The following is an 18,831-nucleotide window of genomic DNA, read 5'->3' as shown; positions in this document are numbered from 1 at the left end:
ACCTGTCTTTTCAGTATAGCAAATATTCTTGATAATGCAAGAACTACAAAAATTTGTACCTTCCCGCAAAAATAGTCCCTTGACCATTTTTTTCGAAAATCTAAAGGTTTTTAAGGGACTTTTTATGAAAATCAGCATTTTTACGAAATCAACCTTGAAAAACACAATGCACTTGTGCAATATTCTAAGAAAGAAATTCCGGTCCCAAAAAAACATTCAGAAACATGTATAGCTTCTTGAAATCTCAGGCGATGTGATTGACAGAATGTTCAACCTTTCAAAAATGGAACCGAAAGCTTTCCGGAAGCGATATACATAGTAAGGAGGGTATATGAAAACAAAAATCAGAAATGTGAATGGAACCAACGGAACAAAAGCAGACAAAAAGATTATGCGGCAAAAAATGCGGCAGAGAATGTGGCAGGACAGACAGCTCTATATTATGATTTCAATTCCTTTGATCTTCCTGTTCCTGTTTAGCTACTGGCCAATGTACGGTGTGCTCATTTCTTTCCAGAAATTCAGTCCCACCCGTGGAGTATTTGGAAGCAAATGGATCGGTCTCTCAAACTTTAAGAGATTCTTTTCCACTCCATCGGCCACAAGAACCATAACCAATACCTTCCGGATAAGCCTCTATTCGCTGATTGCCGGAATACCTTTCCCCATACTTCTGGCAATACTGCTCAATGAGTGCAGAGGGGGACGTTATAAAAAAGCTGTTCAAATGATTACCTATGCACCCTACTTTATTTCTACTGTAGTTATGGTAGCCATCCTGTTTCAGTTATTGGATCCCCGTACAGGTCTGGTCAATGTCTTCCTGAATAAATTAGGGATAGGGCCTGTGTCCTTTATGACCGATCAGTCTCTGTTCCGTTCAGTGTACGTGTGGTCCGGGCTATGGCAGACAACAGGCTTTAATGCCATCATCTACATATCAGCTTTAAGTGCCATTGATCAGGAGCTCTATGAGGCAGCAAGAATAGATGGTGCCAATCGCCTGCAAAAAATCTGGTATATCGATCTTCCAGGCATCCTGCCAACATTTACCATCATGTTCATCATGAGCTGCGGCTCTATCATGAGCGTTGGATTTGAAAAAGTGTACCTCATGCAGAACTCTGCCAACTTGGCAGTATCCGAAGTATTATCTACCTATACTTACAAGATGGGTCTTATCAATCTGGATTACGGATATTCATCAGCAGTAGGCCTTTTTAATTCCATTATCAATACGCTCTTTATTGTCCTGGTAAATACGATCAGCAGACGCACCAGTGAAACCAGCTTGTGGTAAAGGAGGTTGCCATGAAAAGACTAAAAAAAGAGACTGATACACAGTACAAAAACCAGATACGTTCCCGTGGGGACAAAATATTTGATGCCATAGTATATCTGTTATTGGGCCTTGCCGGACTGATTGTGCTGTACCCACTTGTGTATATCGTCAGCGCTTCTTTCAGCACACCGGCTGACGTGGTATCCGGAAGAGTTGTCCTGTTCCCGGTGAATCCGACTCTTCTGGCCTACCAGCAGGTGTTCAAGAACAAAAGAATTCTTTCCGGCTATGCCAACACAATCCTGTACTCAGCAGTTGGAACACTGATCAGCCTAACGGTTACAATCCTGGCTGCCTACCCTCTCTCCTGCAAAAGATTGGTCGGCAGAGGGCTGTTTTCAAAACTTTTCATTTTCTCCACCCTGTTTTCCGGAGGACTTATTCCCTTCTATTTGGTGGTAAAAAACCTGGGATTGCTCTACACCCGTTGGGCCGTAGTGCTTCCTGTAGCACTGAATGTATTTCATATCATCCTCATGCGTACTCACATACAGACAGCGATTCCATCAGAAATGCTGGAGGCAGCTGAAATAGACGGATGCAGCCATGTAGGAAAGCTGTTCTATATGGTGCTGCCTCTCTCCGGCTCCATGATCGCTGTGCTGGTTCTCTACAATGTGGTAGGCCAATGGAATTCTTACTTCAACGCAATGATGTTCCTGAAGGATCAGGATATGTATCCTCTGCAGATCATCCTCAGAGATATCCTGGTAATGAACTCCGTTTCCTCCGATATGACCGTAAATATTTCGGAGATGATTCTGAAGCAGGGGCTGGCGGATGTACTCAAATACGCACTGATCGTGGTATCCAGCGCACCGCTGCTTATTGTATATCCCTTTATTCAAAAGCATTTTGTAAAGGGCGTTATGATGGGTTCTATGAAGGGTTGAGCCCCTTCCGAATCGATACAAAAAAATAAACTATAGGAAAAGGAGACAAAACAATGACGAAGAGAAAATCCAATCGAACTCTGGCCGCGCTTCTGGCGCTGTGCCTCCCACTGTCTGCTTCCGGCTTTACCGGCATTACCGCACATGCTGAGGAAGAAGAAAAGGTCCTTCATGTAGTTGTCGGAAAACCAACAGTAGTAGAGGACATGAACACCAACGAGACATCACAATGGCTGGAAGAAATTACCGGCATCCATGTGGAGTATGAGCAGATCCCCCTGGAAAACATCAATGAGAAGGTTGCAATGATGCTGGCTGGCGGCGAACTGCCTGACATCTTCCTGAACTGCGGTATCACCGATGCCCAGATGGCGCAGTACGGTGTAGAAGATCAGTATCTGATTCCGTTGGATGATTTGATTGATGAGTATGCACCCAACCTGATCGAGGCTATGAAACCCTTTGAAGACCAGGGCGGCATGAACCTGCTGCGTGATGTAGACGGACATATCTACAGCCTGCCTGAAATCAATCCCTGCTTCCATTGTACCAGAGCTCTGAAAATGTGGATCAATGATGAATGGATGCAGAACCTTGGTCTGGAGTATCCTACCACTACCGAAGAATTCAAGCAGATGCTGATCGCATTCCGCGACAATGACCCCAATGGAAACGGTGAGAAGGATGAAATTCCAATGAGCGGAGATATCGATGGCTGGTATACCCAGTCCGCTTACTTCCTTTTAGGCGCTTTCCTTCCTATGAGCCCTTATAAGCAGGGCTTTGGCCTGGATAACGGAAAAGTAGTAAACCTGTCCACAGATGAGCGTTTCCGTGACGCACTGGCTTACCTCAATGATCTATACAATGAAGGACTGATGGACCCGGGTACTCTGACCCAGACCAATGATCAGCTGAAGAAACTGGTTGACAATCCGGACGGTTCTCTGGTTGGTGCTACCACCGCAGGTTACGGCGGACAGTTCACCACAGAAATCGGCGGAGACCGTTATCAGCTTTATCGTCCGCTGGCACCGCTGAAGGGACCAGATGGCGTTCAATATGCATACAGCGCACCCTATACACCCAGCACCGGCAACTTTGTTATCACAAAGGATTGTAAGAATCCTGAACTCGCAATGCAGTGGGCAAATGCACTCTACACTAACGAAGCATGCTCTACCATCTTCAACGGCGTCGAAGGAAAAGCTTGGCGCTTTGCAAAAGACGGTGAGGTTGGCTTTGAAGGACAGCCTGCTCTTTGGACGGCTCTCATTGCCTATGGCGGTGATGTAGGAAGCACCCGTAACGACTGCTGGACTCAGATGGGTATCTACAACTTCAGTGCAGAATGGCGTGCCGGTCAGTCCATAGATCCTGACACAGATCCATACTCCGCAGACGGAATGGAATACCTGCTTTATACAACCACCAAAGAACTGTATGACCCCTATAACATGGATGAGTATGCTCTGCCCGCATTGAAGCTCACAGAAGATGAAAACTTCACCGTTTCTCCTCTTCGTACCGAATGGAACAACTACTTCTCCGAGATGTTCTTCAATTTCGTAACAGGTGCATGGAACCTGGACAGCGATTGGGACAATCATGTAAACAATGTGGAGAACATTTACGGCATGTCTCAGATGACAGAGATTTATCAGGAAGCATATGACCGTCAATACGGAGCAAACTAATTGATTCCATAACAAAGGAGGATATCTATCCATGGCAAACAATTTAATAGAACTACAGAAAGAATTCGTGAATATGCGTTTTGGAATGTTCATCCATTTCAACAGTGGAACCTTCCAGTTTAACTCTAACCCAGATGTAATAGATTGGGAATATGACCACGAAAACAGTGGCGAACCACGACGTTTCCCCTTTGATCCTCAGAGCTGGAATCCCACAAAACTGGACTGTGCTCAGTGGGCGGAAGCCGGAAAAGCTGCAGGCGTAGAATTTGCGGCATTGACAGCTAAACATCATGAAGGTTTCTGCATATGGCCCACAAAATACACAGAGCATTGTATTCGAAATTCACCGGTGAAGACAGATGTAATCCGGGAGTATCTGGAAGCTTTCCGTTTACAGGGAATCAAAGCCGGACTGTATTTCTCTATCCTTGACCTGACCCAGGGCATCAATCGGAAAGGCTGCAGTGCCGAGGATAAAGCGTACATAAAAGGCCAGCTGACCGAACTGCTCACCAATTATGGCGAGATTCCTTTTATCATCGTGGACGGCTGGCAGTCCCCCTGGGGCGGCCCAAGCTACGAGGATCTGTCCTTTGAGGAGCTGGATAGCTGGGTGAAAGCTCTGCAGCCGAACTGCCTTGTACTTAACATCGGCAGCCTGGATGGTCTGAAACATTCCGACATTGTCTTCCATGAGACTTCCGCCGGCCAGAAAATCGAGACCAGCTTCGCCGGACCAGGTGCAAGCTGCCATACCATGACAAAAGGTTGGTTCTGGCGCGCCACGGATGGTGAGAAGGTACTCAAACCGGTAAACTGGGTACTTGACTGGATAGAGCGCTCCAATGAGCGCAACACCTCCTTTATCCTGAACAGCACGCCCAATATCTACGGCCTGCTGGATGACAACCTTGTGGAACGTTATCATCAGATCGGTGAGAAATACAAGAAGCCTGCTCCCATTGATGAAATACCGGAGGGCTGGGCTACCAGATAATACAATAAAAACCTTAAGAGGGTGCTGTCAGTAAATAACGTTTTTTAGAGCTGACAGCACCAAACAAAAATATCCTGACAGTTACAAGGCTTTCTGGCTCTGCAACTTATTCAGGATATTTTTATTTTGTAACTGTTCAGTCCCTCTGATTCAATGACCAGTTGCTGGTGCAATTGGAAAATTCATTTTTTAACTTTAATTGTTTTGATAATTGCCCATTATATGATCTGGTTTTCTGATAGTAAAGAAACTATTTTTTCTCTTTCAGTCACCTTGCTATCGGAAATTTCTTTTTTGCGATACCTATTTACTCAGAAATCTCCATCAAAATCAAGCAACTCTGTTTCTGACAAATCAAGGGATCTGATATCCACTCCAAAAATAAATTCCCAACACTGCCTTTGAAAAAACAGACCCCACTTTCCTTTTTTCCAGAAAGCAGGGCCTGCAAAAATTTTTCCATTCATTTTTTCCGAAGGTAAGAAAAATACCTGGCTTTTTCGGAGAAAGTCTCGTCTCCTTTGATCTTTACCGCCATTTTCTGTACGGTCAGATTATAATCATCCCAGGAACCGGAGGAAACCAGATACATGATCCGGCCGTCTTCCGTCATCCACTGCGTCGGGAAATTCGGCTGATAGTCTCCATAGGTTCCCCAGTCATCATCCCTGTGAAACAGCTTCCAGGGTCCCCAGGGCTCCGGCGCTTCATAAAGCGTCAGCTGGCTGATATGGGACTCCGGATACCCCATCTGATGAATGGGACGGGGATGCAGTTCTTCATCGATAAAGCTGTAATTCCCCATGATATACCGCCCGATTCCTGCATTATACGCCACATGGTTGGAGCCTGTCATTTTCCGGTAACGGAATACCGGTTTTGCCTTCTGCTCCTCTTTATCCCATTCCGGTTTTGCCGGATCTTCAGAGCAGAAGAATTCCCAGGCTTCCCTCACCAGAATCTGTTCTTTCGGCACACGGCCCAGAAGGATCGCATCATTATTTTCCCAGTAGCTTTGGCCGTCCTCCTCGTCATAGGGGAAATAGGCATACACATATCCATCCCTGGCACCTTCGTAGCCTCTTCCAAACTGCAGGAAATGACAGGATGCCAGTCTGCCGGTGAAAAATTCTGTATCTGTCACTGCCGCATCAAAGGTTTTCCCTTCATTCTCAGACACCATGATCCAGCCGTAAAGGTTATGCTGTCTTCCAAACAACGGATTATCCCCATAGTTCTGAGCCTCCATGCTCAGGTAGAGTTTTCCGTCTATGTCCAGGATCCCGGAAGGTTTCACTCCCTGGATCCGCTCGTCCTTCATATACTTTTTCAGGTCTGCCGGCTCTCTGTTGATCATATCAATGGTCCAGTTTCCGCTGTTCGTCAGAGCCTCCGGTGCATAACGCATGGTTCTGATCTTCCAGATGTTCGTCGGGCAGCCTTTGTTGTCACCGGCACCACAGTACATGCAGTCGTCCTTTGCCCAGGTCAGCGGCCACATGTCTCCTTCCCCGCTGTGATACCGGAAACTATCCAGCAGAACCTCCTCTATATAATCCGACCTTTCAAAAGGTGGTTCTGCCTTAGGATACAGATAATAATCTCTGTTCTCACCGGCCAGTCCTGTACACTTCTTGATGTCCATCATATTTGTCACCTCACAGATTTCCCCGCATTTATACTGCTTTCTGTCGCTTATATAAATGCGGGGAATGATTTTTAAACAATATCAGAATTGTGTAAGCTGCTCTGCAGCGGAATCTTTAGAATTCTTTATCCAGATATTCCTGATACCAGTTCAGCCATTCATTATACTGTACTGCATCCAGCTGGGAAAGATGCTCTTCCCACTTTGCATCATCAATGCCATCCAGAACACTGGTTGCAATAAAGTTGCTGATATAACTGAAGAGTTCTGTTTCCATAAAGGTTCTCTCACTGGTCTTCTCCGGATCTACGAAACGGATCGGAAGCTGATTTTCTACCGGTACGCAATACTCATGGAGCTGTTTTACACAGTCGATACGATACCAGGAAGTGAAGGAATTCTCTTCCAGCACCTCTGCGTTTTCCTCTTTTGTGATATAGGTACCAAGACCGGTCATACCATAGGTGTATTTGTAGTTCTCAATGGTAAAGTCATCTGTCAGGCTGTCCGGGATCAGTTCTACAACGGTGCCATCCTCATTGATATCCCATGCCTCTCCCTGCGGGCCGAAACGGTTGGTGTATTTCATCTCGGTAGAGCTGGAAAGGTAATCCCACCACTGAAGGAGACGGTCCGGAGCTTCACACTCGCTGGTGATACAGAAACCTGTTCTGCTGGCTGAGAATTTATCCTGAGAACCGGTCTTCATGTAATGACCTTCTCCATCATCAAAAACAGGTACCTCTACCCATTTCTGAGCTTCGCTTTCACTCATATCTGCATACGGTGACCAGGTGTAATAGCAGCCTACAACGCCTTCATTGATCTTGGAATGGTACTGCTCAGAAGTCTGTGAGAACATTTCCTTATCCATAAGGCCTTCGGAAACAAGCTTATGTGCATACTCCAGGAAAGAACGGAACTCATCGGTATTTACGGTTCCTGTTACTTTTCCATCTTTTACCATCTTATAAGCACTCTCGTCACTGCTGTCTGTACCTGCGATTCCCCAGGGGTTTGCCACATTCATGATCTTGGAACACCAGTCACTCTGGGAGGGCTCAAACGGGATCTCATCGTTTGCATCTCCGTTTCCGTTTGCATCCTGATCATGGAATGCTTTCATAACCTCATAAAACTCATCGATATTTGTCGGAACGTCCATTCCCACATTGTCCAGCCACTCTTTGTTGATGAACATAATACCTTCTGCATCGTTCTCATAGCTGGTCTGACGTCCGGTCATAAGAGAGCGGATCGATCCGTCCGGCCAGGTAACAATGTCCAGTCCGTTGCTGAGTTTCTCATAATCAGAAACCACATGCGGAGCATTTGTTTTTAACAGATCGTCTTGGTTGAGATCCAGGAAAGAATCCATGTTGTTTGCGATCTGTCCCTCACCGATCAGACCAAGAAATGCATCCGGAAGGTCAGAAGCAAGCATGATATTTACTTTATCATCTGCATCTGCTGAAGAAATGGGGATCCACTCAATATGTACTCCTGTGGCCTCCTCTGCCTTTTTGTACGCCTCCTGATTGTTGAAATCCTCATCTTTACAAAGGGGATTTAACATCACTGCAACTTTAAAGGTTACCGGATCTTCTGCTGCTGAAACAACAGCTCCGCCTGTTCCGCCTGCTGCCAGTACCATAGACATGGTCAGTAACGCTGCAATTCCTTTTCTTTTCATACGCTTCCTCCTGTTTTCGCGTAACTGTTCTCCGCACAGTTACCTTTTTTGCTGTTTGTTGCTCCTGCAGTTTTTTCAGTCCCTTTCCCCCACATGTTCACGTCCGTATTCCGGGAACTGAAACCACTGCTTATCCTGATATGAATCCGCCTGCCGGCAGAAAATATCCTTTATCCTTTAACAGAACCGATCATGACACCCTTTACAAAGTATTTCTGTAAAAACGGATATACACAGATAATCGGAAGAGTCGATACCACGATCACGCCATATTTGATGACCTGAGCCATTGTCTGAAGCTTCAAAGCCGCTGCCGGATCCAGCTCTCTGGATGTCGATGCATTCGTGGATGCCGTCAGAAGAATCTCACGAAGATACAGAGCCAGCGGATATTTGGAACGATCCGTCAAAAAGATCATGGGATTGAAATAGGAATTCCAATAGGACACTGCAAGGAAAAGCACCAGCACTGCCATGATCGCTTTCGATAAAGGCATGACGATCTTGAAAAAGAAATAGCCGTCTCCACAGCCGTCTACTTTCGCCGCATCCCTAAGTTCCTCCGGTATGGTATTTTCCATAAAGGAACGAGTCACAATGATGTTATAGACAGAAACTGCACTGATCAGGATCATCAACGTTCTTGTATTCGTCAGATGCAGGGTCTTCATTACCATGTAAAAAGGAATCAGTCCACCGCCAAAATACATGGTAAACACGAAATAACCCATGAAAAATCCACGGAATGGAAGTTCCTTTCTGGATAAGGCAAAACCAGCCATCATCGTGATCATAACTCCCAGGATACAGCCGCCGATCACATAAATCAGCGTATTGAAATATCCGATCCAGATTCTGGTATCCTCAAAAACTTTCCGGTAACCCAGCATACTGAAGCCTTTGGGCCATAAAAGAAATGCACCGCTGTTTACATAGGTCGGATCAGAAACGGATGCAACCAGCACAAAATAGATCGGATATGCCATGATCACAAGCAGGATAGAAAGGATCGTGATGTTTACAATGTCAAAAATTTTATCGCTTCCTCTTCTTTTCACGGAAGATACCCCCCTTTCTACCACAGACTGGATCCCGACAGTTTCTTCGACACCTTATTTACCACGACAAGAAGTATAAAGTTAATGCCGTTATTGAAAAGTCCGATCGCTGCCGAATAACTGTATTGCTGTTGTTTCAAACCGATTTTATATACATATGTGGAAATTACTTCTGAAACCGTAGAGTTCAGATCATTCTGCATCAGAAATACTTTTTCATAACCAACACTCATAATACTTCCGACACTCATGATCAGAAGAATGATCATCGTGGGTACGATCGCCGGAATATCCACATGCCAGATCCTCTGAAGCTTTGTGGCTCCATCCACTTTAGCCGCTTCATGAAGAGACTGGTCTACACCTGCCAGAGCTGCCAGATAAATGATGGAACTCCAGCCCATGTCCTGCCAGATCCCTGACCAGACATAAAGATGTGGGAACGCTTTGGCATCTCCCATATAAAACGCGTCATCCGGTGCTCCCAGAAATGTCAGAATATGACTGAGGAAGCCGGATCTCGGAGATAAGAACGTAGTCAGCATGCCGACCATAATAACAACGGAAATGAAGTGCGGCATATAAGTAACGGTCTGCGTAACCTTCTGAAATTTGGAATTTCTTACACTGTTAATCATCAATGCCAGGATCACAGGGATCGGAAAACCGGCTATCAGAGAATAAATACTCAATGTCAGCGTATTTTTCACGATCTGCCAGAATCTGGGCATATTGAAAAAGGTACGGAACCATTTCAGACCCACCCAGGAACTTCCGGTAATCCCTTTACTTGGAGAATAGTTCTGAAAAGCCATCAGTACTCCATACATAGGTGCATAACAAAATACTGCAATCATAAGAACCGCAGGTAAAAGAAACAGATAAAGCATATAGCATTTTTTCATACGTTTCCAGAGATTTTTGCGTTTCATGGTTGTCCCCCTTTCCTCTTTTATGCTACTCTGTTTTTCCTTTTTCTGCTTTTATTTTTTTGCCTGAAAATGGTAAAATATTTACTTTTCTGATATAATGATGATACCAGGGTCAAAAGGTCATGCTTTTTCATGCTTGCATGAAAAAGCATGATTTCTTGACCCGTCAAACACCGAAAAATGAGCAAATTTGAGGTGTTTCAGGATCGCAGGAGCATGAAATGCGAAGCAATTTTCAGGAAATGAGGAAACCAAATATGAAATATCTGGACTACCCGGAGCAGCAAAAGCATGGCTCCCTGGATTTCCCTTATTATTTTTACCGCGTAACCCCCATCCACCCGAGGTACACGATGCCCTACCACTGGCATCCGCTCTTTGAGATCGTACACGTTTTCCAGGGGCAGTTTCATCTGCAGCTGGATAACTCCCAGCTGGATCTGAAGGCAGGGGACACAGCCCTGATTCAGGGTGGACTCACCCACGGAGGTGCGCCTTCTCCGGAAGAAGACTGCATTTATGAGTGCATCCTGATTGATCTGGAAACTGTTTTTTCCCACTCTGTCCGCCAGTATGAACAGATGTTAACTGATCTTCTGAATGCCAAAATTCTGATCCGGAACTTTTTCCCTTCTTCTGTCACCGAGATCCATTCCATTGTCAGTCAGATGCTGGAGCTGCTTCGAAGCAAACCAAAGAGCTATGCCCTCTCCCTTTATGGCTGTACCTATCTGCTATTCGGAACTCTTTTCGCCCGGCACGATTATCAGGAAAATGCCCTTTCCCGGGAATCCCGGCGTTTTTCCAGCCTGAAACCGGTCTTTTCCATGATTGAAGATCACTATAGCGAAAATTTGAAGCTTACTGTCCTTGCACGGTGCGCGAATCTGAATCCCAGCTATTTTTGCCGCTATTTTAAAGAATTTACCGACCGCACTCCCATGGATTACCTGAACTATTACCGGATCGAAGTAGCCTGTGAACAGCTTTCCTACACGGATAAAACCATCACAGAGATCGCTCACAGCTGCGGTTTTTCCGATTCCAGCTATTTCATCAAAGTCTTCCGCCACTACAAGCATATGACTCCTACTGAATATACGACAAACCGGATTCCGAGAAGCGAAGGATAAAACGAACGAAAAGAACACAATAGCTTTCTTTTTATCATTGTATACAAGTGTGAGTTTTCCTTCTGTGGAAAGCAGATGGAAGTACTTCTTGCCTGAACCTATCTCATCCCTTTCACCAGAAAAACACTCGCCACAATCCCTGCCAGGGTCGCCAGCAGTGCGCCCTGCAGAGTGTAGCGGGTCTTTTTTATCTTCACACTCATAAAGTAGATACTCATCGTATAAAAAACAGTTTCCGTACTGCTTAAGAAAAGAGAAGCCAGAAGCCCCTGTTCGGAATCCGGCCCCCAGCTTTTAAAAAGGTCCAGTGCCAGTCCTGTCGCTGCGCTGTTGGAAAAGAGACGGACAAGAACCAATGGAAGAAGTTCCGACGGAAAACCGGAGTTTTTCAAAAACAGCTTGAAAATCCCGGCCAGCAGATCCAGAAAACCGGAAGCCCTAAGAACTCCCACGGCCACAAGAAGTCCCACCAGAGTCGGCAAAATACCAAATGCCGTCTGAAAGCCTCCTTTGGCGCCTTCTGCAAAGGACTCGTAAACGTTCCGTCCTTTCCAGAGACCGTATGCCACCACATAAAAAATAAAAAATGGAAGAATATACGTCGATAAAAACACCAGAAAGTTCAAGCTGTGCACTCCTGCGGATCCTTCTTTACATATATATCTTCCATTTTTATGAATATTCAATTTTCAGCCATATAAGAAACAAAATGTGAAAGTTTCTCTCTTATCAACTGCGGACACCTGGATCCGGACTGATATATGGTTGATTCCAATAACCTTTTGGATGGATCTTGGTTCGATAACGTGCATGTGGAGCCGGTAAAGGATCTGCCGCGCGCATCATGGCTTCTGCCAGTCCACAAAGCATTTCTTCTTTTACCGTACGATATTTTTCTTCCTTCCAGCAGTTATGAATTTCTTCCGGATCTTCATCTACATGATATAAATACCCTTTTCCGTTCATATCCATCTGAATATGCCATCCATCTTTCCAGAAAGATCTTACCTGTCCGCACTGGGTCCATGTATTCAGACAGTCAAATGTTTCCATTTTATAGGTAGCCCCTTCCCGAATAAGATCCAGATCGTCCTTTTCATTCCAGTAAAGACCCCCAAAGCCACTTTCTGCGTAAGTTGTGTCAAATTCTTCCTTTGTAAGCTTTTCTCCCGTCAATATCGGTTTTAAACTCTTTCCCTGACAGCCAAAAGGTATTTCCTCTCCAAGGAAATCACAGATTGTCGGCAGAATATCTACGATATTTCCATAACTTTGCAATTTTTTGTCCTGCATTTTAATTCCAGGTCCACGCCAGATAAATGGAATGTGACACAATACATCCGGCAAATCTGGGCCCTTCCGTATCAATCCATATTCCCCTGCAAAATCTCCATGGTCTGACAAGTATAAAACGATTGTATCTTCTTCCAGTCCTCTTTCTCTGACTCCTTCTACTAATCTTTTAAACTGATCATCAATCAGCCGCAGCATCCCAAGATAATTTGAACGAGCTCGTAAAATTCTATTTTCGATATCTGGGCCTAAAATTTCCTCCCACACTTTTCGGAGCCATACAAATCTTTCACCCTTTTCCGGTAAATCATCAACCGTTCCTTTCATTTTAGGCAGTATTTCTGGCGGAAACATATCAAAATATGGTTCCGGAACCTGATATGGATTGTGTGGTTCTGCGAATGAAACCCAGGCAAAAAAAGGCTTTTTCTGATCTCGCTGGTCGATGAAGCGTAATGCATCTGAAACATTTCTATATGGATGCTGAACTTCTACCCCGCCCGGCGAAGGCTCATGCATCTCCATGTGTTTTGTACTTCGCAAATAATCTGCAAAAGCAATCTCTTCCGGCGTATTATTTTTTTCACCTTCATACCCCAAATGTCCGCAGGTTTCATGAAAATCGAAGTCCTCCGGTTCCCGGTGAGAATGATTTTTTCCACATAATGCCGTTTCATATCCTGCTCTTTTTAAAATATCCAGAAGATCTTCTGTATAATAGGCATCCGCCGCATTGTGATTTGTTCGTACCTTATGGCACTGCGTATAACGCCCGGTAAACATGCTTACTCTGGCAGGCATACAAGTTGGATTAGGCGTATAGCCTCTTGCAAAATCACATCCGCCTTTTGCCCAGGCATCCAGAAAAGGCATGGTATCCAAACAGTATCCACAACTTTTTCGCAGATCTGCACGCTGCTGATCTGACATAACAATTATAATATTTGGTTTTTCTCTCATAATTTTACCCTTTTATCGCACCAATCATGACGCCTTTCACAAAATATTTCTGTACAAACGGATATAAAATCAACATAGGAATACTTGATATCACAATCGCAGAATATTTTATGGCTTCTGCCATTTTTATTTTTTCTGCCATGCCAACATCATTGGTTCCCATCTGTTCTGTCTGACCCAAAAGCAATATATTACGCAATATAATCTGAAGAGGATGCAAATCCGAATTTCTCAGATAAATTAATGCGTCAAAATATGCATTCCAGATCCCAACCGCATAGTATAAAACCAGAACTGCCAAAATTGCTTTGGAAAGTGGAAGTACAATTTTGGGCAGCATTGCCAGATTATTACATCCATCCAGTCTCGCTGACTCATAAACTTCTGTAGGAATACTGTTTTCAAAAAAAGTTTTCGCAACAATCAGATTATAAGTGGAAATTGCTGCCGGAATCAATAATGCCCAAACCGTATCATACATTCCAAGGTCTTTTACCAGCAGGTAAGTGGGAATCATTCCTCCGGAAAAATACATGGTAAATAAAATCAACATCATCAATATATTTCGCCCTGGGAGATCTTTTTTGGACAACGGATACGCCGCAAGGACTGTCAATGCAACACTGATAGCTGTTCCTGCCACCGTATAAAAACAGGTATTACGAAATCCTTTCCAGATATCCTTGTTTTCAAAAACCATCTGATAAGCTTTCAGTGTAAATCCTTTCGGGAACAGTAAGACTTTTCCCCGAACTACCAAATCGGGGTCTGAAAATGATGCCGCAAGAACAAACAGCAGTGGAACCAACACGATTCCTACAACACAGGCTGCAAGGACAGTTACCCCCATATCAAACATTCGGTCTCCACTAAATGCTCTCTTCGTGTGTTTCCCTTTCATGTTCTTCCTCCCTCACCACAAACTTGTTTTTGTTGCTTTTTTACTCACAAAATTTGCCAACATCAGTAAGGTAAAATTGATTACTGAGTTAAACAGCCCAACTGCTGTACTATATGAAAATTGTCCTTTTTGAATACCATTTTTATAAATAAAGGTGGAAATCACCTCACTCGCAGAAAGGGTCACGCTATTCTGCATCAAATACACTTTTTCAAACCCCACCGACATCAGGCTTCCAATTCTCATAATAAACATAATAATGATGGTTCCCATAATACATGGCAGTGAAATATGTATAATTTTCTGCATCCGTGATGCTCCGTCAATTGATGCCGCTTCATAGAGTTCCTGATCTACACTGGCCAATGCTGCAATATAAATAATAGCATTAAAGCCCATATACTGCCAAACGTTAGAAAACACATACAGTGGCTGAAACCATGCCGGTTTCGCCATGAAATCCACAGGTGCAGCACCAAACAAAGCTCCAATTTTGTTAAACAAACCATAATCTCTGTTTGAAAACAGGGTTAACATGCTCACAATAACAACTACAGACAAAAAGTTTGGCATATAAGTAATATTCTGTACAACTTTCTGGAATTTCGTATTCTTTATTTCATTAATCAGCAGTGCAAGAATGATCGGCATTGGAAAACCAACCAGCATGGTAAACAAGCTTAAGGAGACCGTATTCCACAGGATATTTCCAAAATAGTAAGAATCGAAAAACTGTTTAAAATAAGTCAGACCGACCCATGGGCTTTTTGTAATTCCAAGTGTAGGGTTAAAACGCTTGAATGCTATTTGAAGACCGTACATAGGTATATATTTAAAAATAATATACCAGAGAAACGGAATCGCCAGCATGATATAAAGGCCTGCATATTTTCGTATTTTTTTATATTTCTTTTTCATCCTGTCCTCCCGGTATTCTTTTTTCTATGCCGATTATTTGATACGATTGGGAGCAAGAAAACTCCTGCTCCCAACCATTATTCAGGTTGCAAAACGAACCTTCTGATTTTCTTTGAACAGTTACATCATTTTATTGCATCCAAGGCTTCCTGATAAATTTCTTCCAGGTCACGAATGCCAATCTGCTCCAGAGTTGCACAGTATTCATCCCACATATCAAAATCCCATTCGCCAATGATAAACTTTGTAACTGCTTCATCCCTGTAAGTATTCAGATCCTGTTCGATTGCTACTACACGATCCATATTTTCTGTGCTGACTGCCGGTTTATCATAATATACGTTTGGCAGATACGGCTCCAGAATCTTAGATGCCTCTTGAGTTCTCTCACTCGCTACTACACCACTGGTCTCATCCGTTCTCAGACAGGGAAAACCGCCTCCAGGCACCATATTGATTTTTCCAAGTGCTGTCATAAAGCCTTCTTCTGCATTTAAAATCTCATCGTTAAATACGGGAATTCCTTCTTCATTAAAGGTATAATGAGTCCCCTCTTCTCCAAAAGCAAAGAACAGACCTCCTTCTTCACTAAAGAAGTAATCCACCCAGCGAATAGCTGCTTCCGGATTCGAACATGTATTGCTTAATGCAAAGGTTCCTGTTTCCACTCCGCTCTTTCCATCTGCCCAGAATTTTTCACCTGTCGGTCCGATTAAAGGCTCATATCCGGAATAATCTTCTTCACAGTTCAGAAATACATCCGAATAGGGCATATACATAGCTCCAAATAACTCACCTGACAGGTTTGCTCTCCACACAGGTCTGTCATTTTTATAGTAATCCTGCCACAACAGTTTTTCACTATACAGATCATTTAACCAGATCAGATAGTTCTTAAATTCGTCATCGCACAGCCAGTTGTGAATTTTTCCATCATCAATGTTATAAGTATCTCTCATCTGATGCTGCAAACCAAAGGAGCCGCCCAAAGCATATACAGAACTTGGCTCCCGGATTCCCATTGGAATTTCATCATTTTCACCATTTCCATTGGGATCCTGATCACGAAAAGCGATTAAAACTTCTTTGAACTCGTCTAATGTGGTGGGGATTTCCAGATTTAGATTCTCCAGCCACTTGGTATTGATCCACTGTTTAAAATCCATTTTTCCTGTTGCACTCATATCAATAAAAGGAATTGTATAAATATGGCCATCTGCAGACATGCAAGCCTGTTTCATAGAAGGATTTTCTTCAAAAATCTTTGTCAGATTCGGTGCATACTCTGCAATCAGATCATCCAGAATCATCAGCTGTCCGCTTCCCACTCCATACATGGAGACTTCGTTTGCATTCAACGAAGCTCTTAAAAAAATATCCGGCAGCTCATTGGAGGCAAAAAGCAACTGTTTATTCTCAGAAAATCCATCGGCTGGAACTTCCTGATAATCAAGATGAATATTTGTCATTTCCTCGTATTTCTGAAGAAAGAACATATCCTTCCATTCTGCCTGGTTCTGATCTCTCTGTCCATAAACAGTCATCGTAATGGTTTCATCTGAAATCGGAAAGCCCTCTTTATTTATTTCATTTCCGTCCGCTCTTACTGGAAGGCTCCCTGATAACATTGCAACAGAAATTGCTGTACATAAAACTGTTGTCCATGCTTTTCTTTCCTTTTTCTTTGAAATACTCTTTTTCATACCGTTCCTCCTTGCTTTGTTACTTTGTTTTTTGATAAGCCTATTTTATCATCTATTTTTTCTGATACTTTCAGAAATATATCTATATATTTTACTTGATTATCTTCAATTTTTACTTTCGAATAAAAAAAGATCTTCTTTTTACAGAAGACCCTTCTTATTCATGCAACAGGTACTCTTTTGGCGTTTGTCCTGTATATTCCTTGAAAATTTTCAAAAAGTAATTATAACTTTGAAAGCCACACGCACCAACAGTTTCTTTCAGCGTTTTTCCATCTTTTAACAGTTCTTTTGCCTTTTCTACCCGAATTCTGTTTAGGTATTCAATGAACGTCATTCCGGTCTCTCCGTGAAATACCCGGCTTAAGTAAGAGCTGTTTACATTTAGTCTTTCTGCAGTCTGGCTTAACGTTATCGTTTCTGAACAATGCTCTTTCATATAAAGAATCGCGCAGGATACCATTTCTGAAAACTGGCCCTTTTTTTGTTCTTTCTCCTTTATTTCCCGTAAAACATTAAAATATAAACCGGAAATGTTATCGGAAAGAGTCTCTCTGCTTTTTCTCTGTGTATAAGAAAACAGTCGAAAATCCTTCGGAATAAAATCCAGTTTTATTTCATACTCCAGGCAAATTCTGTCCAGAAGTTCCAAAAGTTCCCGCGTTATCATCATGCACATAGCTTCTTTTTCCATAGGAATTTGCGCATAAATTGTTCTTACCATTTGTTCTGCTTTTTCATAGTTCAGTCGTTTTACCGCTGACAAAAGCATATTTTGCTGTTCCAGTGTCATCGTAAGACGGTCTTTCTGGACTGTTGTTTTTTCATTCGTGCTTTTTAATTTGTGAAGCAAAAAGGAACGCAACGCTGCATCAGAGAAAAACAGAGGACATTTTTCACTTTCTGCCCGTACGCCAAAAATTCTTTCAATATTTTTTTCTGCACTGAGCCTGTTTTTTTCAAGTTTACTCAAAATACTGTTTTCTGAATGTTCCTCATAAAAACGATAGATCAAAACAAATTGCACTTCATCTGCAAAAAAGGCGAGAATATCCTGCTTTGCCTCCGCCTCTTCTTCAAACAGCCTAGCAATGCCTTCTCTGAGAACCTCCCTTTCTTTCTCCGTATCTTTGTCTGAAAAATAAATCCTCCCTATAACCGCCGCTTTCCTGGAGTTATCCTGTGTAAAAGGATTTTCACGATTTTCCAGAAGCCATTTTTTTACCCTATCCCGCAAACCTTTTTTCGTATCCCATGTGGAACGATTCTTTTTCCTCTCCAAAATCTGTTCCAGCAGTTCTTCCAGCAGTTCTTCAGAAAACCTTGATTTCAAAATATAATCATGTGCACCATTTTTCAGGATTTTTCTCACATAATCATAATTATCGTATCCACTCAGAGCTATCATTTCTATTTCTGAATAAGTCTGAGAAATAATCGCGGATAACTCCACTCCATCCATTCCCGGCATAGAAACATCCAATAGAACTACATCCACTTTTTCCCTGGAAAGATATCTTAAAGCCTCTTCTGCGCTTCTGGCTGTTCCCGCAAATTGAAACGTCTCTTTTTTCCAAAGCTCCATCTGACTGATAAAATCCAGAAATACCTTTTCATCATCTACCGCCAAAACTGAAATTTTCATTCTCTCATCTTCTCC

The 18,831-nt window shown here is 43.1% G+C and carries 15 protein-coding genes; 5 read left to right on the top strand and 10 right to left on the bottom strand.

The genetic code is table 11. The annotated features are described in order from the left end of the window. Positions 1-331: 331 nt before the first annotated feature. The 4 genes from DXA57_RS07690 to DXA57_RS07675 are packed head-to-tail and all read left to right on the top strand — an operon-like array spanning position 332 to position 4,932. Entirely contained in the window at positions 332-1,300 is a 969-nt protein-coding gene (locus DXA57_RS07690; protein WP_117766240.1) for an ABC transporter permease, read from the top strand. Between the two features lie 11 nt (positions 1,301-1,311). After that, the gene (locus DXA57_RS07685; protein ID WP_117766238.1) at positions 1,312-2,235 is read left to right on the top strand and encodes a carbohydrate ABC transporter permease; all 924 of its coding nucleotides are present in this window, start codon (positions 1,312-1,314) and stop codon (positions 2,233-2,235) included. A gap of 53 nt (positions 2,236-2,288) precedes the next feature. Further along, positions 2,289-3,932 (top strand): extracellular solute-binding protein, encoded by a 1,644-nt coding sequence (locus tag DXA57_RS07680; RefSeq protein ID WP_117766236.1) that lies wholly within the window; start codon positions 2,289-2,291, stop codon positions 3,930-3,932. 31 nt (positions 3,933-3,963) lie between these two features. After that, positions 3,964-4,932 carry an alpha-L-fucosidase gene (locus DXA57_RS07675; protein ID WP_117766234.1) on the top strand — a complete coding sequence of 323 codons (969 nt, stop codon included), beginning with the start codon at positions 3,964-3,966 and terminating at the stop codon, positions 4,930-4,932. A gap of 463 nt (positions 4,933-5,395) precedes the next feature. Here the strand turns inward: DXA57_RS07675 and DXA57_RS07670 are convergent, their stop codons facing one another. The 4 genes from DXA57_RS07670 to DXA57_RS07655 all read right to left on the bottom strand — a co-directional run bounded on the left by DXA57_RS07670 (position 5,396) and on the right by DXA57_RS07655 (position 10,263). After that, positions 5,396-6,580 (bottom strand): DUF4185 domain-containing protein, encoded by a 1,185-nt coding sequence (locus DXA57_RS07670; protein ID WP_117766232.1) that lies wholly within the window; start codon positions 6,578-6,580, stop codon positions 5,396-5,398. Positions 6,581-6,695: 115 nt separating this feature from the next. After that, positions 6,696-8,273: an extracellular solute-binding protein gene (locus tag DXA57_RS07665; protein ID WP_117766229.1), complete on the bottom strand. Its 1,578-nt coding sequence runs from the start codon at positions 8,271-8,273 to the stop codon at positions 6,696-6,698. Positions 8,274-8,443: 170 nt separating this feature from the next. After that, entirely contained in the window at positions 8,444-9,331 is an 888-nt protein-coding gene (locus DXA57_RS07660) for a carbohydrate ABC transporter permease (RefSeq protein ID WP_243005743.1), read from the bottom strand. Between the two features lie 17 nt (positions 9,332-9,348). Further along, on the bottom strand, positions 9,349-10,263 hold the full coding sequence (locus tag DXA57_RS07655) for an ABC transporter permease (RefSeq protein WP_117766227.1): 915 nt from the start codon (positions 10,261-10,263) through the stop codon (positions 9,349-9,351). Positions 10,264-10,520: 257 nt separating this feature from the next. Between DXA57_RS07655 and DXA57_RS07650 the strand changes: the two genes are divergently transcribed. Beyond that, positions 10,521-11,396 (top strand): AraC family transcriptional regulator, encoded by an 876-nt coding sequence (locus DXA57_RS07650; protein WP_158571260.1) that lies wholly within the window; start codon positions 10,521-10,523, stop codon positions 11,394-11,396. A gap of 98 nt (positions 11,397-11,494) precedes the next feature. Here the strand turns inward: DXA57_RS07650 and DXA57_RS07645 are convergent, their stop codons facing one another. The 6 genes from DXA57_RS07645 to DXA57_RS07620 form a co-directional block, all read right to left on the bottom strand. Then, a complete protein-coding gene (locus DXA57_RS07645; protein WP_117766223.1) occupies positions 11,495-12,022 on the bottom strand; it encodes a spore maturation protein in 528 nt (175 codons plus the stop codon). A 103-nt stretch (positions 12,023-12,125) separates the two neighbouring features. Further along, positions 12,126-13,649, bottom strand: a complete 1,524-nt coding sequence (locus tag DXA57_RS07640) for a sulfatase-like hydrolase/transferase (RefSeq protein WP_117766221.1) — start codon at positions 13,647-13,649, stop codon at positions 12,126-12,128. 4 nt (positions 13,650-13,653) lie between these two features. Then, positions 13,654-14,550: a carbohydrate ABC transporter permease gene (locus DXA57_RS07635; RefSeq protein WP_117766219.1), complete on the bottom strand. Its 897-nt coding sequence runs from the start codon at positions 14,548-14,550 to the stop codon at positions 13,654-13,656. 12 nt (positions 14,551-14,562) lie between these two features. Continuing rightward, the gene (locus DXA57_RS07630; protein ID WP_117766217.1) at positions 14,563-15,468 is read right to left on the bottom strand and encodes an ABC transporter permease; all 906 of its coding nucleotides are present in this window, start codon (positions 15,466-15,468) and stop codon (positions 14,563-14,565) included. A gap of 125 nt (positions 15,469-15,593) precedes the next feature. After that, entirely contained in the window at positions 15,594-17,171 is a 1,578-nt protein-coding gene (locus DXA57_RS07625) for an extracellular solute-binding protein (protein WP_117766215.1), read from the bottom strand. 157 nt (positions 17,172-17,328) lie between these two features. Then, complete coding sequence (locus DXA57_RS07620) at positions 17,329-18,816, bottom strand: response regulator transcription factor (RefSeq protein WP_117766213.1); 1,488 nt, start codon at positions 18,814-18,816, stop codon at positions 17,329-17,331. Positions 18,817-18,831: the final 15 nt, after the last annotated feature.

It is taken from the genome of Blautia sp. OF03-15BH (assembly GCF_003463065.1).
In the GTDB taxonomy this organism is placed as follows: domain Bacteria; phylum Bacillota; class Clostridia; order Lachnospirales; family Lachnospiraceae; genus Limivivens.
This window is presented reverse-complemented; position numbering and strand designations above follow the sequence as displayed.

What these genes read in the sequence shown, in the direction of transcription:
- DXA57_RS07620 (WP_117766213.1), bottom strand. Translation starts at nt 18,816, where the DNA reads ATGAAAATTTCAGTTTTGGCGGTAGATGATGAAAAGGTATTTCTGGAT.
- DXA57_RS07655 (WP_117766227.1), bottom strand. Translation starts at nt 10,263, where the DNA reads ATGAAACGCAAAAATCTCTGGAAACGTATGAAAAAATGCTATATGCTT.
- DXA57_RS07640 (WP_117766221.1), bottom strand. Translation starts at nt 13,649, where the DNA reads ATGAGAGAAAAACCAAATATTATAATTGTTATGTCAGATCAGCAGCGT.
- DXA57_RS07690 (WP_117766240.1), top strand. Translation starts at nt 332, where the DNA reads ATGAAAACAAAAATCAGAAATGTGAATGGAACCAACGGAACAAAAGCA.
- DXA57_RS07625 (WP_117766215.1), bottom strand. Translation starts at nt 17,171, where the DNA reads ATGAAAAAGAGTATTTCAAAGAAAAAGGAAAGAAAAGCATGGACAACA.
- DXA57_RS07680 (WP_117766236.1), top strand. Translation starts at nt 2,289, where the DNA reads ATGACGAAGAGAAAATCCAATCGAACTCTGGCCGCGCTTCTGGCGCTG.
- DXA57_RS07670 (WP_117766232.1), bottom strand. Translation starts at nt 6,580, where the DNA reads ATGATGGACATCAAGAAGTGTACAGGACTGGCCGGTGAGAACAGAGAT.
- DXA57_RS07685 (WP_117766238.1), top strand. Translation starts at nt 1,312, where the DNA reads ATGAAAAGACTAAAAAAAGAGACTGATACACAGTACAAAAACCAGATA.
- DXA57_RS07665 (WP_117766229.1), bottom strand. Translation starts at nt 8,273, where the DNA reads ATGAAAAGAAAAGGAATTGCAGCGTTACTGACCATGTCTATGGTACTG.
- DXA57_RS07635 (WP_117766219.1), bottom strand. Translation starts at nt 14,550, where the DNA reads ATGAAAGGGAAACACACGAAGAGAGCATTTAGTGGAGACCGAATGTTT.
- DXA57_RS07650 (WP_158571260.1), top strand. Translation starts at nt 10,521, where the DNA reads ATGAAATATCTGGACTACCCGGAGCAGCAAAAGCATGGCTCCCTGGAT.
- DXA57_RS07675 (WP_117766234.1), top strand. Translation starts at nt 3,964, where the DNA reads ATGGCAAACAATTTAATAGAACTACAGAAAGAATTCGTGAATATGCGT.
- DXA57_RS07630 (WP_117766217.1), bottom strand. Translation starts at nt 15,468, where the DNA reads ATGAAAAAGAAATATAAAAAAATACGAAAATATGCAGGCCTTTATATC.